Here is a 23,211-nt window from a genome sequence, read left to right on the forward strand (position 1 = left end):
CGAAGCATGAAATTAGTCTTTGGGACGAGGTTTTCTGAGCGTCCACTCGTCAATCATGTCCGCCCAATCCTGTAACATAGCCCTGCGCTGATCGCGATACTCGGCCTTGTTGTAAACGGCTCGCACGCCCTTCTGCTCGTGCGCAAGGCATTTCTCGATCCAATCGGTGTTATAGCCCGCCTCATGCAACAAAGTACTGGATGTACGCCGCAAGTCGTGTGGCCCGAACTTTCCAAGCGACTGCCCTTCTTTCTGGGCGAGCCGATAGGTCAACGTGAGCACCTGATTGAGCGTGGCGCTGCTCATCGGCAAGTCCGAGTCATAGCGCGATGGCAGCACGTAATCCGAACCGCCAGCGAAGGTTTTCAGAGCTATGAAAATGTCGAGCGCCTGCCTAGACAAGAACACCAAATGGGAGTTGCGGCGCTTCATTCGCTCCTTAGGGATTGTCCAGAGTGCTTCGGTGAAATTGATCTCGCTCCACGTCGTGTTAGTTAGTTCACTTTTGCGTACCATCGTCAGCAACAGCAGCTTAGCAGCCGCCCGAATGGAAGGTGTCGTGCCGATGCGCTCCATGTACTGGTACATCAAGCCGATTTCGTCGGGCGTCAATGCTCGATCTCGCGGCTCGAATTTGGCGATGGTCGTAGGGCGAACCAAATCGGCCGGATTCTCAACCCTCTGACCGCGTTCGATGGCCCAGCGGTAGACCTGCAAGACAATCTCTCTTGTATGTACTGCCGTTGCCGGTGCACCCCGCTCCACGATGGCATCGGTTAGCGCCCGCAGGTCTTCATGGGTAATTTCCGCCAGCTTTTGGCTTCCAAATTTCGACTTTAGCTCGCGTGCGTAGACTGATCGGCGCATATCCCGGGTGGACTCGGCCATTTGATAGCCGCGCAACCACTTTTCAGCCCACGCGCCGAATGTTTCCGCATCCTTTACGCGGGCCTTGTCCCGTGCCTTCTCCTTGGCCGGTGACTTCCCGGCAGCGATCATCTTCTTGGCTTCGCCCAGCCGTTCGCGGGCTTCCGCTAGCGTGATCCCTCCGACACCGTAACGGCCGAAGGTGATAGTCTCCTGCCTGCCGTGGATCGAGTAGTTGTAGCGGAATGAAATCGAACCCGCAGGCGTGATAGCCACATAGAGGCCGTCACGGTCATTCACTTTGTAGAGTTTGTCTTTTGGCTTGAGGTTGCGCAGTTTGGTATCAGTCAACATGATCGGGTTGGGTTTCCTCTCAAAAATACCATGTTCAAAAAGCTCCACATCAAATTTATAAAATAATTAAATAACAATGCGTTACCTATAATTAATACCATGAGACTCCCATCAGAGTCAGCATGGTATCGAGTACCGAACATGGCATCAGGTTCAAATCGTACCATCTACCATGCCATAGAAACAGGGTGCTTGGCGATGCGAAAATTTGCCAGACAGTGCCAAGTAAAGAATGAAAAAAGCCCGTAGTTATACGGGCTTAGGGGAGATTAATGCTCTTTACTGCCGGTCTATGCCAGACGCGGGATCATTCCCACTCAATCGTCGCTGGCGGTTTCCCGCTGATGTCATACACCACACGTGATATCCCGTTGACTTCATTAATAATGCGGTTGGACACGCGGCCCAGGAAGTCATACGGCAGGTGCGCCCAGTGGGCGGTCATAAAGTCGATGGTTTCAACTGCGCGCAGGGAAACAACCCAGTCATACTTACGGCCATCTCCCATCACGCCAACGGAACGGACCGGCAGAAAGACGGTAAACGCCTGGCTGACGTTGTTATAGAGATCCGCTTTACGCAACTCTTCAATGAAGATAGCGTCGGCGCGACGCAACAAATCGCAGTACTCTTTTTTCACTTCGCCCAGCACCCGCACACCGAGGCCAGGTCCAGGGAACGGATGGCGGTAGAGCATATCGTACGGCAGGCCCAGTTCCAGACCAATTTTACGCACTTCGTCCTTGAACAGCTCGCGCAGCGGTTCAACCAGCCCCATCTTCATCTCTTTTGGCAGACCGCCGACATTGTGGTGAGATTTAATGACGTGCGCTTTACCGGTTGCAGAAGCCGCAGACTCAATGACGTCCGGATAAATGGTCCCCTGCGCCAGCCATTTCACATTTTCCAGCTTCAGCGCTTCTTCATCGAAGACCTCAACAAACACGCGGCCGATGATCTTACGCTTGGCTTCCGGGTCATTTTCACCCGCCAGCGCATCGAGGAAGCGCTTTTCACCTTCTACGTGAACAATGTTCAGCCCGAAATGGTCACCGAACATGTCCATCACCTGTTCTGCTTCATTGAGACGCAGCAGACCGTTGTCGACAAACACGCAGGTCAGGTTTTTACCGATAGCACGGTGCAACAGCATAGCGGTAACGGAAGAGTCCACCCCGCCGGAGAGGCCGAGGATCACTTTGTCGTCGCCCACCTGCTCGCGAAGACGGGTAACGGCGTCGTCGATGATTTTAGCCGGGGTCCACAGTGCCTCACACTGGCAGATATCGCGCACGAAGCGCTCCAGCATACGCATCCCCTGGCGGGTATGAGTCACTTCCGGGTGGAACTGTACGCCGTAGAAGCGTTTTTCTTCATTCGCCATAATCGCGAACGGACAGGTTTCAGTGCTGGCAACGGTGACGAAGTCAGCCGGGATAGCCGTCACTTTATCGCCGTGGCTCATCCATACGTCAAGCAGCGGTTTGCCGTCCGCGGTGAGGGAATCTTCAATGCCGCGGATCAGGGCGCTGTCGGTTTTTACTTCAACCTGCGCGTAGCCGAATTCACGCTCGTTCGAGCCCTGAACATGGCCGCCGAGCTGCATCGCCATGGTTTGCATACCGTAGCAAACGCCAAACACCGGCACGCCAGCCTCAAAAACATACTGCGGCGCGCGCGGGCTGTTGTTTTCCGTGGTGCTTTCCGGACCACCGGAAAGAATGATACCGCTGGGATTGAAGTCGCGAATTTGTGCTTCCGTAACATCCCACGCCCACAGTTCACAGTAAACGCCAAGTTCACGCACGCGACGCGCCACCAGCTGAGTGTACTGAGAACCAAAATCCAGAATGAGAATGCGATGTTTATGAATATTTTCCGTCATTGACGCTAATTCCGAGGCAAGTGAAACAAAATCAAAGCGCCTGGCTTAAGCCAGGCGCGGAAAGTAATCAGGAGCCCATACGGTAGTTTGGGGATTCCTTGGTGATGGTCACGTCGTGAACGTGACTTTCCTGGATACCCGCACCGCTGATGCGAACGAATTCCGCTTTGGTTCGCAGCGCGTCGATGGTACCACAGCCGGTCAGCCCCATACAGGAACGAAGACCGCCCATCTGCTGATGAATAATCTCTTTCAGGCGGCCTTTATAAGCAACGCGACCTTCGATACCTTCCGGCACCAGTTTGTCGGCGGCGTTATCGCTCTGGAAATAACGGTCGGAGGAACCTTTAGACATCGCACCGAGCGAGCCCATACCACGGTAGGATTTGTATGAACGACCCTGGTAAAGTTCGATTTCACCCGGCGATTCTTCCGTACCCGCCAGCATCGAACCGACCATTACCGCACTTGCGCCGGCGGCGATGGCTTTGGCGATGTCGCCGGAAAAGCGGATGCCGCCATCGGCGATAACCGGAATGCCCAGGCCTTCAAGCGCTTCCACCGCGTCGGATACAGCAGTGATCTGCGGTACGCCAACGCCGGTCACAATACGCGTGGTACAGATAGAGCCAGGACCTATACCCACTTTCACCGCGCTGACGCCCGCTTCTGCCAGCGCACGTGCACCAGCGCCAGTCGCCACGTTGCCGCCAATGATTTGCAGGTCAGGGTATTTTTCACGGGTTTCACGAATACGTTGCAGCACGCCTTCGGAGTGGCCATGCGAAGAGTCAATCAGCAGCACGTCAACACCCGCCGCTACCAGCGCATCTACACGCTCTTCGTTGCCCGCGCCCGCGCCCACTGCGGCACCAACGCGCAGACGGCCCTGCTCGTCTTTACAGGCGTTCGGCTTACGTTCCGCTTTCTGGAAGTCTTTAACGGTGATCATGCCCAGCAGATGAAAATTCGCATCAACCACCAGCGCTTTTTCGACGCGTTTTTCATGCATTTTCGCGAAAACCACGTCACGCGATTCGCCCTCACGCACGGTCACCAGACGCTCTTTCGGCGTCATATAGACGCTCACCGGCTGGCTCAGATCGGTGACAAAACGCACGTCACGACCGGTAATGATACCCACCAGTTCGTTGTCTTCGGTCACAACCGGATAGCCCGCGAAGCCATTACGCTCGGTCAGCGCTTTAACTTCTTGCAGGGTGGTGGTTGGCAGCACGGTCTGCGGGTCGGAAACCACGCCAGATTCGTGTTTCTTCACGCGACGCACCTCTTCCGCCTGACGCTCAATGGACATGTTTTTATGGATGAAGCCGATACCGCCTTCCTGCGCCAGCGCGATCGCCAGCCGGGCCTCGGTAACGGTATCCATTGCCGCAGAGAGCATGGGAATGTTCAGGCGAATGGTTTTCGTCAGCTGCGTGCTGAGATCGGCAGTGTTCGGCAAAACGGTGGAATGAGCGGGAACGAGGAGGACGTCGTCAAACGTCAGGGCTTCTTTAGCGATACGTAACATGGGCAATATCTCTGACCTGGATGGTTAAATATTGCCGTGGCATTATACAGAGCGTAACCGATTGCTTCTACATTTTTTTGTCAAAAAGCTTGCGATCCTGTCCTGGCGGGTTACTATCGATCGAATAACCTGCTGATTTAAAATTTGATCTCGCTCACATGTCACTAACTCAATCCCCTGCAATTTATACCGTCAGCCGCCTCAATCAGACCGCACGTTTGTTGCTGGAGCGGGAAATGGGCCAGGTCTGGATTAGCGGTGAGATATCCAATTTCACGCAGCCCGCTTCTGGTCACTGGTATTTTACGCTTAAAGACGACACCGCTCAGGTGCGTTGCGCCATGTTTCGCAACAGCAACCGTCGGGTAACCTTTCGTCCGCAGCACGGGCAACAGGTGCTGGTGCGCGCGAATATCACGCTCTACGAGCCGCGCGGTGACTATCAGATTATCGTCGAGAGCATGCAGCCTGCAGGCGAAGGGTTGCTTCAGCAGAAGTATGAACAGTTAAAAGCGAAGCTTCAGGCGGAAGGGCTGTTCGGCCAGGAATTTAAACAGCCGCTGCCCTCACCTGCCCACTGCGTCGGGGTGATCACCTCAAAAACTGGCGCAGCGCTGCACGACATCCTCCATATATTGAAACGTCGCGATCCTTCGCTTCCCGTCATCATTTATCCGACCGCCGTTCAGGGCGACGATGCGCCGGGGCAGATCGTGCGCGCCATTGAACTCGCTAACGCGCGCCAGGAGTGCGACGTGTTAATCGTCGGGCGCGGCGGCGGTTCGCTGGAAGATTTGTGGAGCTTTAACGATGAGCGCGTGGCGCGGGCGATTTTTGCCAGCCGCATTCCGGTGGTCAGCGCCGTTGGTCATGAAACCGATGTGACGATTGCCGATTTTGTCGCCGATCTGCGCGCGCCAACGCCTTCGGCAGCAGCGGAGATGGTCAGCCGCAACCAGCAGGAGCTGTTGCGCCAGATGCAGACAGGGCAGCAGCGTCTCGAAATGGCGATGGATTATTATCTGGCGAATCGCCAGCGCCGTTTTACCCAGTGGCATCATCGCCTGCAACAGCAGCATCCGCAACTGCGGCTCGCTCGCCAGCAAACCACGCTGGAGCGGCTGCGCCAGCGCATGGGCGTCGCCCTTGAAGCGCAGTTAAAACGCGCCACGCAGCGCCAGCAACGTGCCGCCCAACGGCTGAATCAGCAGAACCCGCAGCCGCGTATTCACCGCGCGCAGTCGCGCGTCCAGCAGCTGGAATATCGTCTGGTGGAAAATATCCGCGCGCGGTTAAGCGAACAGCGCGAGCGTTTCGGCAATGCTGCTACCCATCTGGACGCGGTGAGCCCGCTGGCGACGCTGGCGCGCGGCTACAGCGTTTCGGCGGCAGCGGACGGCAAGGTTCTGAAGAAAGTGAAGCAGGTCCATACCGGCGACGTGATGACCACGCGGCTGGAAGACGGCTGGCTGGAGAGCCAGATCACCCGCATCACGCCGGTGAAAACGCCGCGCCAGCGTAAAAGCTGACGCGCAAGGTTAATATCAGGTTGTTTGCTATGGTCTGCGCCGTTTTGCCGGGCATCGGGTGGTACGGCGTTAACCTGTGTTCGCCGTTCTGCCGGGTGGCGGCTTCGCCTTACCCGGCCTACAATTCATTTTATATCAAAGCGTTACGAATAATGCGTTGCACATATCCGTAGGCCCGGTAAGCGCAGCGCCACCGGGCAGTGGTGGTACGGCGTTAACCTGTGCGCGCCGCTTTGCCGGGTGGCGGCTTCGCCTTACCCGGCCTACAACCGATGGAATATCAACTGGTTGCAATTCACGCGTAGGCCCGTGCAAGCGCATTCCCTATCTGATGAGACAGGAGCGGAACAAACCGCCTTCGTCAGTATCAAAATCGCAGTTCTCTTCGCCGGTCGCCTCGTTGAACGCACAATACGCGCCGTCCCCGTCCTCGTCCTGCGCCAGATAACCGTAGCCAGAACTCCCTGGCGCTGAAGCTGGCCAGTGCAGTTCACCTATTGTCGCGCGTAGCGCTTTCAAATCTGCCATCGTAGCGATATTGTCGTTGCCGCCGCAGGTCGTAACGATTGACGCCCCGGATTTGCCGTCCTGGTTCACAAACATGCCTGCCCACACTTCTTTATCGATAGTCCATGTATCTGACGGCGTGATCGAAATCTCCGCTTTCAGCGGCGGGCGCTGCAGCGTATGGCCGTTAACCTCAACGGTATCAGGCATATGTCCCCAATAAGCAGCCACGCTGCTGTCCGGGCTGGTCGGCACGGTAAAGATACCCGCTCTCTCATCTTTCGTCACCGGAATGGAACCGTATGCCAGGGTTGCGGTTATCCCGGTTCGTAATCCCAGCGCCGTCTGCTGGTCCAGAGTCAACCGCGCCGTACCGTCTGCAGCGGTAAGGCCGTACCAATCTTTACTTCCCGATCCCCAGCTAACCGAATCGGTGTCTGGCGACACAGACGTCAGCGTCATCGCTACGTTTTCCTGAAGCACCGCAGGTCCTGGCTTTTTACCGCCGGCGCCCGGATCGCCTGGCTTGTTTCGGGTATAAGAGTCAGCACGCGTAAGCTTAAACGTGACGCCAGGGATCGACCTTCCGGCATCGTCAGTGATCTTCACGGTGAGCGGAAGCGTCTCGCCCTGTTTCGCGACATAACCTGATTTTTCACTATCCCATGCTTTATCGGAAACCAGCGCTATCTGCACATTGCGCGGTTGTGCAAGGCAGAGCTGCGCCGCATAAGACGAACTGGCGACATCCGATGCCGTGGCCCCCGTATTGAGAACAATTGTCTGCCAGTAGCTCGGCGCCGCAGTATGACTTTTGAACGCTTTATCAATCCCTGCCCAGGCCCAGCCAGCAGAAACCGGCAGGCCGAACTCGGTGCTCAGTTGCCCCTGGGGATAATCGTTGTACAGCGTTTTTAAATCGTTCAGTAGCGGCATCCGTGCGGGCGGGCAATCGGAACTGTTGTTGATACTCGTCAATTTGATGGTATACCACTCTTCGTTACTGGCAGTCGTCGCACTGGTGTTGGCATTATTACTCAATTCTGCCCGCAACAGGGGGCGCTGGAAGACAAGGCCATTCGATGCGGTAATCGTGTCCGGCATATGGCCCCACATTTTGGCTTTCTCACTATCCGGGCTGGTAATCACGGTAAAGCGAACATTTTTACTGTCCTGAATCGTACTATTGGATCCCAGCTCCGCCGTCAGCAGCGTTTGTAGCCCTTCCGTATTTTCCTGAGCCACGTCGAACGTCACCAGCCCCTGCGCATTCGTCTGCACATACAGCATACCAGTGGTATCCGCCAGCTTCGTTGTTGACGACGTCCCGTCCGACCCCGTCACATTAAGGAAGGTGATATCATCGGAGTTGTTTCTCGACCAGTTCGAGCCAGAGCGGGTTTTCGCGTTTGAGCGGGTGATTTTCACTGCCTCATTCGCTACCGGCTGGCCTGACGCATCCGTCACGGCAACCACCATTGGAATGGTTTCCCCTTTTTTAGCAATGGCCGCCCCCTGCGCTTCATTCCAGTTCACCGAGGTCAGCGTCAACTGGCTGGCGACACGATGTTTCACCGGTGAGACCAGGCAATACTGCTGCATGTAGTAGCCGCTACTGTTGTCAGCCAGTACTCTGAAAACACGATTGTCGTAAAGGCTGACCGCAGCATAATCAAGCTCATTGTTAGTAACGGAATAATCGCTCGCCCACCCATCGCTATAAGGCCTCGGGCTGCTCTCGTTGCGCGCAGGCCAGCCCTGTACGTTATGAATATCACCGTTCGGGTATGTGGCATAGAGCGTATGCAAATCACTTACCGTAGGGAGATAATCTCGCCCGCAGCCGCCGTTCGTTCCGTTCCAGGCCTCTTCCACGGTAAACACAGGCCAGACCTCGCCTTTTGGATCTGCGCCAATGCTGCGTGTAATCGTATAGGTAGTACGATCTGGCGCTGAAGGTAGCTCTGCCGCCAGCTTCGGGCGGCGATACACTTTGCCGTCACTGGAGGTCAGTTGGTCTGGCATATGCCCCCAGTAATTCGCCTTTTCAACGTCCGGGCTGCTCGGGACGGTAAAGATGAACCGCAGGCTTTGTTTCGACGCGTCGTTATCGTCAATATTCAGGTCGACCAGGTTGAGATACCCCACGCCGTCATCCTGTTTTATCTGCAGCGTCAGGGTACCCTCCGCGTTGGTACTAAAAAAGGACGGATTGGATCCTGTGATTGGCCCTATGACGTAGCCGTTCAATGTCAGTTCAGAAGAGTCTCCTGACATGTACAGATCCGTATCCGCGCGGCCCGTCGCGCTAATAGAGCGAAAGACAAAGGGAGCGTTAGGCACCGGTTCGCCTGCCGCACTGAGCGTGGTGATCGTGAGGGTTATGGCTTCGCCTACCTTCGCTTTGCCGGCTTTATGCTGCTCATTATACGGATCGACGGCGAGCAGCAGTTTCGTCGCCACCGGTACGGCGTTTTTCTGGCAGACAAAATAGGACTGTTCGGTTTTGGAGTACTGAGTGGAGGCCAGCAACAGCACGCTGGCGTCTTTTAAGTTCATCGATTTCAGCCAGCGCCGCTCCAGACTCTGTTGTTTTATGGGGGTAATAAAGCCGGGGGTCCGCGTCTGATACGTTTTACCGTTCACCGGCCAGCCCTGCTGACTGTTGATCGCGCCGGAGGGCCAGGCATCGTACAACGACGTCAGGCTGGTGAAGGTCGGGACGTACTCCGCGCCGCACACCTGCGCCACCTGGAGATAGTCCGCTATGCTCCAGGTTTCGTTGTTTTCCACGTTGCCCTTAACGCTGACGTCGGTTATTTCACTGGCAAGGCGCGGGCGTTCAAACACGGTACCGTCCTTCGCCGTGACCTGTTCAGGCATGTGGCCCCACATAGTGGCCTTTACCGTATCCGGGCTGGTGACAACGGTAAAAATGGTGTCAACGCTGGCGCTGACGCCCGGGTTATTATACAGCGCGGCGGTAATGGCGACTTTCGTTCCGTGCGTGTCGGGGCGGGTAACGGTGATAATTCTGCTGCCGTCGCTGCCGGTCTGCAGCCCCATTTTGGTGGTGGCGTCGTTAAGGGATTCGCCGTCGATCACGACCGGCGAAACGATGCCATCGCCGCTGCCGGCGATATGTTTTTCATTCTGCCGGTTATAGCCGTCGCCGCGACTGAGCACGAACGGCGCGCCCGGCAGCGGGTTGCCGCTGGCGTCTTTAACGGTCACTTTTAATTTCAGCTCGTCGCCTTTTTTCACTTTGAGCGCGTGCTCGTCGTTGGCGTCGAACCACAGCGAGTCGTCGACCGGCTCAATGGTAATGGTCGCGGCCTGCGGGTTTTCGTCGCGCAGGCAACTGACATAGAAAGTGTCAGTGTTACCCACGCCGGACACGGCGCCAGTGGAAAGCGAGAGGGTGTTCCATGTGCTGGCGCTGGCGAAGGAGGAGGACCAGTAATCACGCAGTACCGGCCAGCCGTGAACGGTGTGGATGTCATTGCCGCTGTTGTCGTTATACAGCGCGTTTAACTGATCGATTCGCGGCAGATGGTTGGCCGCACAGCCGCCGCTTTCTACGTTACCATCGGCATCAGTATGATAGACGCGGGTCCAGGTTTCATTGTTCTCGACCTGGTTTCGCGTGGAGGAAGGCGCTTCCGCCTGTAATTTTGGCCGCTCAAACGTCATACCATTGACGGTGAGGGTGTCGTCCATATGGCCCCACATTTGCGCCGTCGGCGTATCCGGGCTGGTGGGTACGGTAAAGGTAACGCTGCGTGTCGCCGGGGTTCTGATTAATGAATCCATCGCCTCAAGCGACAGCATCGTCTTCAGGCCCACGCCCTTCGGCTGGGTTATGACAATCTCTGCGTTACCCTGCGCATCCGTCTGGCCGTGGTACACCATCGATCCTTGCGCCGGGCCGTAGACGTGGCTGCCGCTCCCATCGGTGAAGGTTAACGCGCCCTGGGTAGGATCGGTAAAGCCGGTCATCAGCCCAGCACGATTGCGCCCCGTCGCCATGGTAATGGAAAAATCAGCGAACGGTACGGCCATATTATTCAGCGCGTTTACGGAATGAACATGCAGAGTGATCGATTCGCTGATCTTTGCCGTTTCGTCCTGCCGCGTCTGGTCGTTGTTAAACCAGGCGTCAATGATCGTCACCATTTCGTTGCCGGAACAGGACAGATAATTCTCTTCGTTGCCGCTGAACATATCATCCGCACCGGTTTCCAGGTTGACGCGCGCGGTCTGCGAACCGTCAGTATCGGCGGCGATGTAATAATCGGCGGTTGGCCAGCCGTAAAGCGTTTCCATGGTATTGTCAGAGTGCGTGGCATAGAGGCTGTCCAGCGAGAGCTGCCCCGGCACCTGGCCTTTTCCGCACTGATTTTCGGCGGCGGTGACGGTGTTAAACGTGGCCCAGGTTTCGTTATTTTCATCTTTCGTGCCGGTCTTGTGGTCTGCCTCGACCGCCAGCATTGGGCGTTTATACAGGTTGCCGGCCTCGATCATCCCCTGCATATGGCCCCACATATTAGCGCCGTCAACGTCCGGGCTGGTAATCACCGTGAAAATGACGCTAAAAGGCTCCGTCACCTGCGCGCCTTCGTCGTCTGGCATGACGAGGCGAATGGGCGTTTCCACCCCGACGCCCCGATCGTGGGTCAGCGTCAGGTGTATCTGGCCGTTGGCATCGGTCGTGCCGACATAGTGATCCGGCGACGAAGCGTGTATCCCTTCGCTGGCCGCGGTGACGGGCAAATTATCCCATTCGGCTTTGCTAACGCCCTTGCGGTTGGTCGCCGAATCGATAAACAGCTCCACATAGCGGTACGGCAGCGGTTTTTGGGTAACGCTATCCACCACGCTTACGAGGATATCGATGGATTCGCCCACTTTCGCGATATACGGCCCCGGCCCTTCTGGAGAAAGCGTGATTTTCGGATGCGCCGGCGGCTGAGCTTTGTCCACGCAGCTCACCAGAAAGAGGGAGGCGTTATCCTCCAGTTTGACGATGCCGTTGTTTAAATCGACGCCATAGTGGTAGGTATTGAGCTGATCTCTGGTGGAGGACCAGTATTCCCCCAGCGGCCAGCCGGGGTAGGTCGCGGAAGTGCTGTGCGCGTTCCTTGCCGCCATGAGCTGTTCGGCGTCTGGCAGAATGTCGCAGTGGTTGTCCGCGCCGCTCCAGTTAAACTGCGCCCAGGTTTCGTTATCTTTGACGATCGTCCCGCCGGCGCCGCTGGTCTCTGCCGCCAGTTTAGGCCGGGTGAAGGTATAGGTAACGCCATTAAGCTCGGCGGTTTCGCTGTCCTGCATATGCCCGTACATCTTCGCCTCCGGGCTGTCCGGGCTGGTCAGGGTGGTGAAGATAACGTCGACGCTATCGCTAAGCGCCGCCCTGTTCCCCGCGCGGACGGTAAGCGGGGTTCTTACCCCAGGGCCGGTGGCCTGCGTAACCGTCACCGTTGCGGTGCCGTCCGCGCCCGTTCTGCCGCGATATTCCGTCGCGGTGGTGGTCAGTTCGGTATCGCCAATATGGACGGGACTGGTGTTATTCACCACGTCTTTACGGTCGATCGCATCCTTACGGGTGATAATAAACGTGGCGTTCGGGAAGACCTCGCCTGAACAGTTTTTAGTGGTAATGGTCAGCGTAATGCTTTCCCCCACTTTCACCTTCGCCGCTTTAAAGCTTTCATCGTAATGGCTGGCGCTGACGGCGACCGGGCTGCTTACCGACGGGGCGATATCAATGGCATATTTTTTCACGGCGATCGGGATCGGCGCGCTGTTGGGCAGGCCGGTGAGGGTAAACAGTTGCAGGGCAGGCGGCGTTTCCGACTCCGGCACCTGCGCCCAGGCCACGAGGTGCCGATCCGTCAGGTTCTGCTCGCAAAACGTGAGGTTGCTGACGGGCTGCGGGTCGAGCGGCGTATCCGGCGTGGCGGCATCAGCCCATACCACCGTCGCGGCGGGCGCCTCCTCATGGTTTTGCCAGTCCAGCGGCGACGTGGCGAACGTGTCGCCTTCGGTATCGCGCGGGTTCAGCACCTCCATCTGCGTGGGTAGCGTCGCCGCGCTGAATTCGCTCGGTTTGGCAGAATAGGGAACCGGGTTTGCGGCATCGCTTAAAAGATGCGTACTGCCCTGATAGACCGGTATCCAGGCGCTGTCGGCCACCGGCTCGGTGCCGTTGACCTGCCCGGTAGTGGCTCCCGGCAATTGCCAGGCCCCCCCCCTGCAAGGCAGCAGACGCCGATATGCTGATAAATATCAGCAGCAGTAAAAAGCCGAATACGGTTTTCAGTTTACCGACGATAGATAGCATCTTGCCCATGACTCCTGTTGTACAGCCTTAACACGCTTTGCTTAACCGCTCGTTAAGCAAAGAATGCGAAAGCGCCATTCCCCGCAGGGAATGGCGTAAGGTAAAAATTATTTGCGTTTGTATTTGACGGACAGACCGTAGCCCTGAACGCCATCCGCACCCGCGCCGGGGAGGACAGAGCTTGCCTCGGCGTTGGTTTCCGGTATCTGCAGATCCTGGTTTTGTACGCTGGAGTCGACCGGGCCGGCTGGCGCAGTGGTGTCGGTTGCGCTGTGGCCGGTGAAGACCCACTGGTAGTCGTAATTGTTGGTAACGTTGGTATCCACGCCGGTGTCGTAGGTGTCGTTATCGTTAGTATCTTTCCACAGCACCACTTTGTAGCTGTGACCGGTGTGCAGTTTGGCGTCCGGTTTTTTGAGCAGGTTAACCGACTGATCGGCCATATCGACGATGATCACATTAACGTTATCGTCAACAACCGGACCTTCCGGAATATCATCGCTGTCGGAGCCGCCGCCCGCATCGGTCGAGAGGTCTTTGAGGATAATTTCCTCGGCCACGCGCGGATCGCCGGTGGTCGTAGTCGCCGTGATTTTCAGACCGATATATTTGTCCGCATCGGCGGCCTTAATGGTGTAGGTCTCGCTGCCTTTAGTACCAATTTCGGTTTCGCCGTTGCCGTCCTGATCGGTATAGCTCATCCATTGAATGGTTTTTTTCGTCTCGTTAGTCGCATCGACGTCGCCCTGCTCATCGCCCACTCCCCAGGTTACGGTCAGCTTATCGCCGATATGCAACTGTTTGTCGCCATCGGTTGTCACGGTGGAACCGCCTGGACGCCCGGAACGGTCGATTGTCACCGTCACATGGTTTTTATCCGCTTCCGTTGTGGAGGCAGGCAGGCGGTTAATCCACGGTACAGTACCCTGAATGGTGCCGGTAGTACCGCTTACCTGCCACTGACCCTCTTTCAGGTTGCCGCGCGTTTCGTCGGCCATCGCCGCCGGTACGGTACAATACCCGGCGAGGACCAGCGCCAGCGCGACCTTCGTCAGCCGTCGTGTCAATGTTGATTGCATAAAAATTCTCCTTTTCTTCCCATTCAGCGGCTGGCTCAGGTCAGCCTTACGCCGACACTATTTTTTACGGTAATTCACACGTAACCCATAACCCTGCACGCCATCCTCTTCGCTGGCGGCAAACTTCTGCGCCGCATCGCGGTTGGTGGCAGGAAGAACTAAATTCTCATTGGTGGTATTGGCCTGCGCCCCGGTGTGGCCGTTGCTGCTCTGGCCGGTAAATTCCCACGCATATTCGTACTGCGCCATTTCGTCTTCGCTAAGCTGTTCCGACATCTGGAATACGCCGTCCTGGTTTTTGTCACGCCATAAAACGAAGCGATAGGTGTTATCAAGCGGCACGTGCTTATCTTCTTTATCAATCAGGTTCAGCGGATTGCTGGCGCTGGTTTGATAAATCAGCGCGTTGAGATTCTCGATGTTTTCGCCCAGGAAGGTGACATCGACGAAGTTACTGTCGCCATACGCATCTTCCTTCGCCTTCCAGCGGAAGGTCCCCGGCAGCGTACTGGAGAGCGTGACCGTACCCGCTTCTTTGTCGCGTTTGGCGATAAACACGCAGGGGGTTTCCGTTGAGCAGGGCTTATCGGTCAGGGTGACTTTTTTATCGTTGTTGTCGTACAGCTCCGGCGTCATGGCGTCGTCCACCAGTTCGTTGCCGTTGCGGTCGGTGCTGTCGCCAAAGGCGTCGGTGAGCAGGACATCCATCACCACGCCGTCTACGCCGTCAGCCTGCGCGCTGGCTTCATGGCTATGATCGGTGCGGTCGGGGTCGGCGATATTGTCGACAACCAGTTCAATTTTGCGCCCCTGGCGAACGGTAATCGCGACCACGCCGGAGGTCTCTTTATGGCCTTCTTCATCTTCCAGCGTGATGCGGACTTTCCAGCTATTCAGCGCCTCGCGCTCCGCTTCGGTGCTGGCGTTGACCCACGCGGGCAGCACCAGGTTCCAGCGGTTGTTGTTGCCTTCGGTTAACGTATTGGCCTTCACCACCGGCATCACCAGCGTGCGGTTGGCGTTATTTTTCGCCTGCCAGGAGGCGGTGACGATTTTGTAGTGGTGGTTGATAAGGGCGTTAATCGTCCACTGACACTTCTCAAGGCCGATGCCCTCTTCCGGCGTGTCCTTCACCACGCACTCTGGATGCACGTTGGCTTCCGAGGCTTTCAGCCACAGCGTGACGTCGAGCGGATCTTTTTCGCGGTATTCGAGGATGATGAAGTTATTGCGATCGACAAAATCGGTACGCGCGCCCATCAGCGAGCGCTGGATTTTGACGTTTTCCGGGTCGAGTTGCGCCGCCAGCGGGGTTCCCATCTGGTAATTAACGGTCGCGTTTACGCTGAAATCATTGCTGTCGCCGGTGCCGGCTTTGTAATCCGTGCCGACGGTCAGGAGCGGCACCGGCGTATAGTTCAGCCCCAGCGTCACCGCATGAGGGTCTTTTTGCAGGTTGTCCTTGCCGAACAGCGCCACCTCGTCGCCGTAATACTGCTCAAACACCAGCTTCGCGCCAAGCTGCGGATAAAACGGCAGCCACGTCTCGGCGCGCACGTCCCAGCCGCGCGCCGGACGTTCTTCATAGAAGTCGAAATCGTCGGAGTCTTTCCAGTCGGAAAGCGGATGATAGTAGTTGCCGGAGAAACGGAGAAAATCGATCCAGGCTTCGGCGCCAATACCCAGGCGGCGATGGCCGCGGGTGAAATCGTAATCGTAGAAGACGTTGCCGCCGAGCAGCCAGTCGCTGACGTTTTGCCGCACGCCAATGCCCACGTTACCAATGGTGCGATCTTCCTTGCGCTGAACGGAAAACTGGCTAAACAGCAGCGTGCTTTGGTTGTCATACCAGGGAACGAAATAGTCCAGCGAACTGCCTTCGAGATCGCCGCCCTCTCCTACCGATAAATTGCTGCGCACTTTCCCGTAGGGCGACATTAGCCCCTCAATATAGGACTGCGTGGAGGAGGTCACTTGATTTTGCAGATAGCTGCGCGCCTGGGATTCCAGCGCTTCCGGGGTCAGATTTTCAAATCCCTGCGTCGCGGAATTGGCGAGGTAGTCGCGGGTTTGTTCTTTAAAGGATTTACCTTTGTTTTCCTGCTCTTCTTTTTGCGCCGCAGCGCTGCCGAGATCGGGTAATGCGTTATTTTCAGGATTTTTTTCTTCGGCTACGGCAACACCGGAGGCAACCATAGCCCCTCCAGCAATTAATATTGTAATTAAGCGCCGCAACAACCGCATCAAAAATCCTTTTTAATATATTCTTAATAACAATAGTTATTAGTTTACAGCGCCAGTACGGAAAAAGACCTAAATAAACTCCTAAAAAGCTGCCTGAATAAATAATATGGCAACGATTATTAACGGACCTTTTAATAAGAATTTAAAAATATATAATTTACATACAATTTAATAATTCATTCATCAAATAAATTATTAAATAACAAATTCAACGCGTTTTTTTGATATTAATCCATGACCGTTCTGGCAGAAATAATCCACCGCGCCACAGGCTTTAAGCACTTCCAGCGGCTGACGGCATTCCGGGCATAGCGGCGTCAGCGTGAAATCCTGATGGCAGGACGCGCAGTGCGCCTGAGCGCCGTTTTGTTCAAGCGGGTGATGGCAGGCTGGGCAGTTGAGTGGCATAGTCTCTCCGGTTAACCGTTTCTTTACAGGAAAGCATAACACAATTTGCCGACCGCCCTGGCAACAAACGGCGTGTTAAGTCAGGCGCCGACGTTTTGCCGCCGCTGTTGGCTTAGCTTACGATATTGTTGCGGCGACATGCCGGTATACTTATTGAAAATGCTGTAAAAGCGGCTGCTGGAACAAAACCCCGCGGTAAATGCCACGTCCAGGATTGTTTTATCGGTATCGCACAACAGCGCCCGAACGTGATTAATGCGCATGATGGTAATGTACTGCTTTATGGTAAGCTGCATAACGCGCTGGAAGAGTCCCATTGCGTAGTGGGAATTCAGCTTAACGTGCTCGGCGACATCGTTAGTGGTGAGCGCCCGGTCATAATTATTGGCAATAAAAGCCAGCATCTGGCTTACATAAAATTGGGCGTGGCGAGAAATACTATTTTTGTGGGTCGGCGAGGTTTTGTTGATCAAAACCGGCTGCCAGCCTGAAAGACTAAAGCGTTTTAACATCAGGCCAATTTCATCGATGGCGACTTGCTGGATCTGTTCATCCTGACAATTAACTTCTTGCCGCCAGCGCTGGATCTCAAAAGTGCTAAGCTGCTGCGGGATCTTCGATGTGATCATCATCCCGTGCGTGACGTGGTTAATTAATTCCCTGTCAAGCGGCCAGGAAAGAAACAGGTGCATCGGCAGATTAAAAATCGCCATATTCCGGCAGTTGCCGGGACGAATGAGCTGATGCGGCGTACACGCCCAGAATAAGGTGATATGCCCTTGCTTTATTGAAACGACTTCATTGTTAATCAGGTATTCCACATCGTCATCAAAAGGAACATTGATCTCAATTTGTCCGTGCCAGTGGCTAACAGGCATCGCGGTCGGCGGGCGTAGCTCAATATCCATAAGTTGATGCTCAGCATAGAGCGCCAACGGGCTACGATTTTTTTTATCGTCTTTATCACACATATACGGGTCGAAGAGAACGGGCTGCATATCCATTGTGGTTCCTTATCCTGAAATATCAGAGCGCCTGGCAACCTTGCTGTAGATCGAAACGAACCTCTGTTGTGCAGCATAACGCCATTTTTAGGCTAATTACTGCGCTTTTATCGCTATTTATTCCCATAAATTCAGATCATTTGCGTCCTGCTGCGCAATCTGAGTTTTCGGGAAGGCTTGCCGGCGAAGCCGGAAGCTTTTCCCGCCCGCCGGTGACACCCTTGCCCTGCCGGTTCTGACACTCTGCACGCCGGACCATGCATCCTGCGTTCACGTTATTTCAGTACCGAAGACGAACCAGATCCCCTTTTTAAGCATTGCGTCGCAGCAAAACGGAGGATGCTCAGGGGAAATGTTCAGGCGTTATACACCGGAGGAGTCTTATGCCTGTTTCAATATTACGTTTAGAAAGCGCGACGACAGATGTCATTGTCAGAACGCATCCATTCGCTGAAATTATCTACTGGGGTCCGCACATTCACCATTTCTGCCCTGAGGATGCAGGAATGTTTGATCGTCCGCTACCGAATAGCGGTCTTGATGTGGATGCTCCCCTCACCTTAATGGCTGAAGTCAGCAATGGGCTTTTTGGCTCTCCGGGGATTGAAGGGCATCGTCAGGGGCTGGATGGTTCGCCCTTATTCACGACCACAGAGGTGATACAGCGCGAACAAAAATTAACCATTACCAGTGAGGACCGCCAGGCGGGGTTACGCCTGTACAGCGAAATGGAACTGGACGCCAGTGGCGTACTTAGTGTTCGTCACGGATTAATTAACCTGCGCCCGGAACCCTGGCAGGTGGATCGGCTGGCCGTAACCTTGCCGGTTGCCGAGCGCGCCAAAGAGGTGATGGCATTTCATGGCCGCTGGATCCATGAATTCCAGCCGCATCGACTCATGCTTGAACATGACAGTTTTGTCCTGGAAAACCGGCGCGGCCGCACCTCTCACGAACATTTCCCCGCCCTCATTACCGGCAGCCCGGCGTTTAGCGAAATGCACGGTGAAGTCTGGGGCGTCCATCTGGCCTGGAGCAGTAATCATCGCCTGCGCGCCGGCGTAAAAACCGACGGTCGGCGTTATTTACAGGCCGAAGCACTCTATTTGCCGGGTGAAATGGCACTTTCCGAAGGCGATATTCTGTGGACGCCCCAGCTTTTTGCCAGTTATTCAGCGCAGGGGCTGAATGGAATGAGTCAGCAATTTCACCGCTACCTGCGTGAAAAGATCGTTCCTTTCCCGGGGAATAAACCACGGCCTTTACACCTCAACACCTGGGAAGGGATCTATTTTGACCACAATCCGCACTACATTATGCGGATGGCAGAGGAAGCCGCCGCGCTCGGCGTGGAGCGCTTTGTGGTCGATGACGGCTGGTTTAAAGGACGTAACGACGACCGGGCGGCGCTGGGCGACTGGTATGTCGATAAGAAAAAATATCCTGACGGCCTGATGCCGCTTATCCGGCATGTTAAATCGTTAGGTATGGAGTTTGGTATTTGGGTGGAACCGGAAATGGTTAACCCGGATTCAGATTTATACCGCGCTCACCCTGACTGGGTTTTATCGCTACCGGGCTATACGACGCTCACCGGACGCCATCAGTATGCCCTGAATCTGAGTATTCCACAGGTCTTTGATTATTTACTGGAGCGAATGAGCTGGTTACTCGGCGAGCATCCTGTCGATTATGTGAAGTGGGATATGAATCGCGTGCTGGTGCAACCGGGGCATAAAGGTAAAGCGGCCGCGAATGCCCAAACCCACCTGTTCTACCGGCTGGTGGATACGCTTATCGAACGTTTCCCGCATGTCGAATTTGAAGCCTGCGCGTCGGGCGGCGGGCGCATAGATTATGAAGTGCTGAAACGCAGCCACCGCTTCTGGGCGTCAGATAACAACGATGCGCTTGAACGCAACACCATCCAGCGCGGGATGAGTTATTTTTTCCCGCCGGAAATCACGGGAGCGCACATCGGCAGCCATTGCTGTCATGCGACGGGCCGCCAGCATACGATCGCCTTCCGCGGGTTAACTGCACTATTCGGTCATATGGGACTGGAGTTAGATCCCGTCGCCGTCAGCGAGCAGGAGCGTGAAGGCTACCGCAAATATGCCCTTTTATATAAACAGTGGCGCGCGTTAATTCATCACGGTGTCTACTGGCGTGTGGATATGCCGGATGCCACCACGATGGTACAGGGTGTGGTAAGCGACGACAGGCAAAAGGGATTGTTCCTGGTGAGTCAACTGGCGATGCCGGACTACGCGCTCACGTCGCCGCTGCGTTTCTCCGGTCTGGATATCAATGCGCGTTATCAAATCACCATGCTGGACCCCTCCAGCCTGCCGTTGATCGGTAAAGGCGGCCATACCATGCACACGCTGCCGGAGTGGACGCACACGCCGCAGACGGCCAGCGGAGAATGGTTACAAAAAGCCGGGATCGTCCTCCCCATACTTGATCCCGAAAGCGCCATTTTGATTGGTTTACAGCGTTTGTAATTACTATTGGCCGCATTGCGCGGCCCTGCAGGGAGAATCACAATGAGCATTGCGAACAGTCATTATATGCGGAATCCCAATTTTTGGATTTTTGGTTTCTTCTTCTTTATTTACTTTTTTATTATGGCGACCTGTTTTCCGTTTCTTCCGATCTGGCTATCCGATGAGATTGGATTAAGTAAGACAGATACCGGCATCGTTTTTTCCAGCCTGTCGCTGGCCGGTATTTGCTTCCAGCCAGCATTGGGTTTTATTTCCGACAAACTGGGGCTGAAAAAAAATCTGATGTGGATCGTCGCCATCGCCCTGGTCTTTATTGCGCCTTTTTTTCTCTACGTCTTTGCCCCGTTATTAAAGGTCAATATCTGGTTAGGCGCATTAAGCGCTGGCCTCTATATTGGTTTTGTTTTTTCGGCGGGCGCCGGCGCGATGGAAGCTTATATTGAGCGAGTCAGTCGCCATACCGGGTTCGAATATGGCAGAGCACGGACTTTCGGCTGTCTGGGCTGGGGGTTATGCGCAACCACCGCAGGCTTTTTGTTCGGCATTAACCCTGATTATGTGTTCTGGATGGGATCAGCGGCGGCGGTCGTATTATTAGTACTGGTCTGGATAGCGAAGCCACAAGCACAGCAGATGGCGTCAGTGGATGTTACTATAACCCGTCCAGCCGTTGATTTGAAAACGGTAGGACGTCTGTTCTGCGACCGTAAGTTGTGGATGCTCATGCTGTATGTGATTGGCGTATCCTGCATCTATGATACCTACGACCAGCAGTTTGCCACCTTCTTTAAATCTTTTTTTGCCACGCCAGCACAAGGTAATCGGGCTTTTGGTTTTGTCACCACTGCCGGGGAAGTGTGCAACGCCATTGTGATGTTCTGTTCACCGTGGATTATTAACCGTATTGGGGCAAAAAATACATTGCTACTGGCCGGACTGGTCATGACAACGCGTATGATTGGTTCGTCTCTGGCAACCAACGAAATAGAAGTTATTATTTTAAAAATGCTTCACGCATTAGAAGTGCCGTTTATTCTTATTGGCATATTTAAGTATATTACCGGCGTATTCAATCCGTTATTGTCAGCGACCATTTATCTGGTCGGTAATCAGGTTGCCTCGAAAGTGGCGTCAATATTTATGTCCTCTTTTGCAGGCAGTATGTATGACAAGATTGGCTTCCAGCATACCTATATGATATTCGGCTGCATTGCGCTCACGTTTACGGTCATTTCAGCATTTACGCTCACAAAATGTAAAACTGAAAAGGCAGAAGCTAAGGCAGAAATACGCGTATAATCCAGGCTCTGCGGTTGCCGCAAGCGGGCTGGTTTCCCGGCCCGCTGCTGAAGTGATTACTTACCTTTCCTGATATGCTTAATCAGACGCTTACGCTTGCGTAGCTGATTCGGCGTCAGCGTATTCCGTTTGTTGGCAAACGGGTTCTCGCCTTCCTTAAACTGAATACGGATTGGCGTACCCATCACATCCAGCGATTTGCGGAAGTAATTCATCAAATAACGCTTGTAAGAATCCGGCAGATCTTTCACCTGGTTACCGTGGATCACCACTATCGGCGGGTTGTACCCCCCGGCGTGCGCATATTTTAGCTTCACGCGACGCCCGCGTACCAGCGGTGGCTGATGATCTTCAGACGCCATTGTCATAATGCGCGTTAACATTGCCGTACCAACACGACGCGTTGAGCTGTCATAGGCTTCACGAATGGACTCAAACAGGTTACCCACGCCGCTACCGTGTAGGGCAGAAATAAAATGCACCCGTGCGAAGTCGATAAAGCCCAGACGGTAGTCCAGCGTCTCTTTCACCTGCTCTCTGATTTCCTGGCTCAGGCCGTCCCACTTGTTGACCACAATGACCAGCGAGCGCCCGCTATTAAGAATAAAGCCTAACAGCGACAGATCCTGATCGGAGATGCCTTCGCGGGCATCAATCACCAGCAGACAAACGTTGGCATCTTCAATGGCCTGCAGGGTTTTAATCACCGAGAATTTTTCAACCGTATCGGTAATTTTCCCGCGCTTACGCACCCCCGCTGTGTCGATGAGCACATATTCACGTTCATCGCGCTCCATCGGGATATAAATACTGTCGCGGGTGGTACCCGGCATATCATAGACCACCACGCGCTCCTCACCGAGGATACGGTTAGTAAGCGTAGACTTACCCACGTTCGGACGGCCGACAATGGCAATTTTAATCGGCAGATCCTGCGGATTAAAGTCGTCCTCTTCTTCTTCAACCTCGGTACCGTTCTGTTCAGCTTCAAACTGCTTCCAGTATTCGGCTTCTTCATCCACCTCTTCTGGCGGATTTACATCGTCAACAAATGGCAGCAGGACGTGCTCAAGCAGGCTGACTACACCGCGACCGTGCGAGGCGGCGATAGGATGAATGTCGCCTAACCCCAGCGACCAGAAGTCTGCAACGGCCTGATCCGGGTCGATGCCATCGGTTTTGTTAGCGACGAGGAACGTCGGTTTTTGGCGCGAGCGCAAATGCTTCGCAATGCCTTCGTCCGCAGGCATCAGCCCGGCGCGGGCATCGACCATAAACAGCACGACATCTGCTTCTTCAATTGCCAGCAGCGACTGCTCGGCCATACGGGTTTCAACACCCTCTTCCGTGCCGTCAATACCGCCGGTATCGATGCAGATAAATTCCCGACCTTCCACCTCGGCACGACCGTACTTACGGTCGCGCGTCAGGCCGGGAAAATCCGCCACCAGCGCATCACGAGTGCGCGTCAGACGGTTAAATAGCGTGGATTTTCCGACGTTAGGGCGTCCGACAAGCGCGACCACAGGTATCATGTTTAAAGCCTCTTTTACTCAAATTCATTTAAAAATAGCGCTAAATTCGCTATTTCTATAAACAACAAACGGCTCCTGTACTTCAGGAGCCGTTAATTTCGTTAGATTACGCG

12 protein-coding genes are annotated in these 23,211 nt (G+C 54.8%); 3 read left to right on the plus strand and 9 right to left on the minus strand.

Going from position 1 to position 23,211, the window contains the following annotated elements; genetic code table 11:
• Nucleotides 1-12 precede the first annotated feature (12 nt).
• From P0H77_RS15685 to guaB, 3 genes are all read right to left on the minus strand, one after another.
• Nucleotides 13-1,221: a site-specific integrase gene (locus tag P0H77_RS15685; protein ID WP_276157984.1), complete on the minus strand. Its 1,209-nt coding sequence runs from the start codon at nt 1,219-1,221 to the stop codon at nt 13-15.
• Between the two features lie 307 nt (nt 1,222-1,528).
• Nucleotides 1,529-3,106: a glutamine-hydrolyzing GMP synthase gene (gene guaA, locus P0H77_RS15690; protein WP_276157986.1), complete on the minus strand. Its 1,578-nt coding sequence runs from the start codon at nt 3,104-3,106 to the stop codon at nt 1,529-1,531.
• 67 nt (nt 3,107-3,173) lie between these two features.
• Nucleotides 3,174-4,640 carry an IMP dehydrogenase gene (gene guaB / locus P0H77_RS15695; protein ID WP_276157988.1) on the minus strand — a complete coding sequence of 489 codons (1,467 nt, stop codon included), beginning with the start codon at nt 4,638-4,640 and terminating at the stop codon, nt 3,174-3,176.
• Between the two features lie 158 nt (nt 4,641-4,798).
• Here guaB and xseA point away from each other — a divergent pair, with 158 nt between their 5' ends.
• On the plus strand, nt 4,799-6,169 hold the full coding sequence (xseA, locus tag P0H77_RS15700) for an exodeoxyribonuclease VII large subunit (RefSeq protein WP_276157990.1): 1,371 nt from the start codon (nt 4,799-4,801) through the stop codon (nt 6,167-6,169).
• A 324-nt stretch (nt 6,170-6,493) separates the two neighbouring features.
• Here the strand turns inward: xseA and P0H77_RS15705 are convergent, their stop codons facing one another.
• From P0H77_RS15705 to melR, 5 genes are all read right to left on the minus strand, one after another.
• Complete coding sequence (locus P0H77_RS15705; RefSeq protein ID WP_276157992.1) at nt 6,494-12,913, minus strand: DUF823 domain-containing adhesin; 6,420 nt, start codon at nt 12,911-12,913, stop codon at nt 6,494-6,496.
• A 213-nt stretch (nt 12,914-13,126) separates the two neighbouring features.
• On the minus strand, nt 13,127-14,098 hold the full coding sequence (locus P0H77_RS15710; protein WP_276157994.1) for a SinI family autotransporter-associated protein: 972 nt from the start codon (nt 14,096-14,098) through the stop codon (nt 13,127-13,129).
• Nucleotides 14,099-14,155: 57 nt separating this feature from the next.
• Complete coding sequence (gene sinH, locus P0H77_RS15715) at nt 14,156-16,345, minus strand: intimin-like inverse autotransporter SinH (RefSeq protein WP_276157996.1); 2,190 nt, start codon at nt 16,343-16,345, stop codon at nt 14,156-14,158.
• Nucleotides 16,346-16,537: 192 nt separating this feature from the next.
• The gene (locus tag P0H77_RS15720) at nt 16,538-16,750 is read right to left on the minus strand and encodes a zinc ribbon domain-containing protein (protein ID WP_276157998.1); all 213 of its coding nucleotides are present in this window, start codon (nt 16,748-16,750) and stop codon (nt 16,538-16,540) included.
• 80 nt (nt 16,751-16,830) lie between these two features.
• Entirely contained in the window at nt 16,831-17,754 is a 924-nt protein-coding gene (gene melR, locus P0H77_RS15725; RefSeq protein ID WP_276158000.1) for a transcriptional regulator MelR, read from the minus strand.
• Nucleotides 17,755-18,137: 383 nt separating this feature from the next.
• Between melR and P0H77_RS15730 the strand changes: the two genes are divergently transcribed.
• Both P0H77_RS15730 and P0H77_RS15735 read left to right on the plus strand, forming a co-directional pair.
• Nucleotides 18,138-20,261 (plus strand): alpha-galactosidase, encoded by a 2,124-nt coding sequence (locus tag P0H77_RS15730; protein ID WP_276158002.1) that lies wholly within the window; start codon nt 18,138-18,140, stop codon nt 20,259-20,261.
• Between the two features lie 42 nt (nt 20,262-20,303).
• Nucleotides 20,304-21,563, plus strand: coding sequence for an MFS transporter (locus tag P0H77_RS15735; protein ID WP_276158004.1), 1,260 nt, complete (start codon nt 20,304-20,306; stop codon nt 21,561-21,563).
• Between the two features lie 56 nt (nt 21,564-21,619).
• Here P0H77_RS15735 and der read toward each other — a convergent pair whose 3' ends face one another.
• A complete protein-coding gene (gene der, locus P0H77_RS15740; protein ID WP_276158006.1) occupies nt 21,620-23,098 on the minus strand; it encodes a ribosome biogenesis GTPase Der in 1,479 nt (492 codons plus the stop codon).
• Nucleotides 23,099-23,211 lie beyond the last annotated feature (113 nt).

The organism is Superficieibacter sp. HKU1, assembly GCF_029319185.1.
Classification (GTDB): domain Bacteria; phylum Pseudomonadota; class Gammaproteobacteria; order Enterobacterales; family Enterobacteriaceae; genus Superficieibacter.

Coding starts and splice junctions, on each gene's coding strand:
- P0H77_RS15685 (WP_276157984.1), bottom strand. CDS start 1,221: ATGTTGACTGATACCAAACTGCGCAACCTCAAGCCAAAAGACAAACTC.
- guaA (WP_276157986.1), bottom strand. CDS start 3,106: ATGACGGAAAATATTCATAAACATCGCATTCTCATTCTGGATTTTGGT.
- guaB (WP_276157988.1), bottom strand. CDS start 4,640: ATGTTACGTATCGCTAAAGAAGCCCTGACGTTTGACGACGTCCTCCTC.
- xseA (WP_276157990.1), top strand. CDS start 4,799: ATGTCACTAACTCAATCCCCTGCAATTTATACCGTCAGCCGCCTCAAT.
- P0H77_RS15710 (WP_276157994.1), bottom strand. CDS start 14,098: ATGCAATCAACATTGACACGACGGCTGACGAAGGTCGCGCTGGCGCTG.
- P0H77_RS15720 (WP_276157998.1), bottom strand. CDS start 16,750: ATGCCACTCAACTGCCCAGCCTGCCATCACCCGCTTGAACAAAACGGC.
- melR (WP_276158000.1), bottom strand. CDS start 17,754: ATGGATATGCAGCCCGTTCTCTTCGACCCGTATATGTGTGATAAAGAC.
- P0H77_RS15730 (WP_276158002.1), top strand. CDS start 18,138: ATGCCTGTTTCAATATTACGTTTAGAAAGCGCGACGACAGATGTCATT.
- P0H77_RS15735 (WP_276158004.1), top strand. CDS start 20,304: ATGAGCATTGCGAACAGTCATTATATGCGGAATCCCAATTTTTGGATT.
- der (WP_276158006.1), bottom strand. CDS start 23,098: ATGATACCTGTGGTCGCGCTTGTCGGACGCCCTAACGTCGGAAAATCC.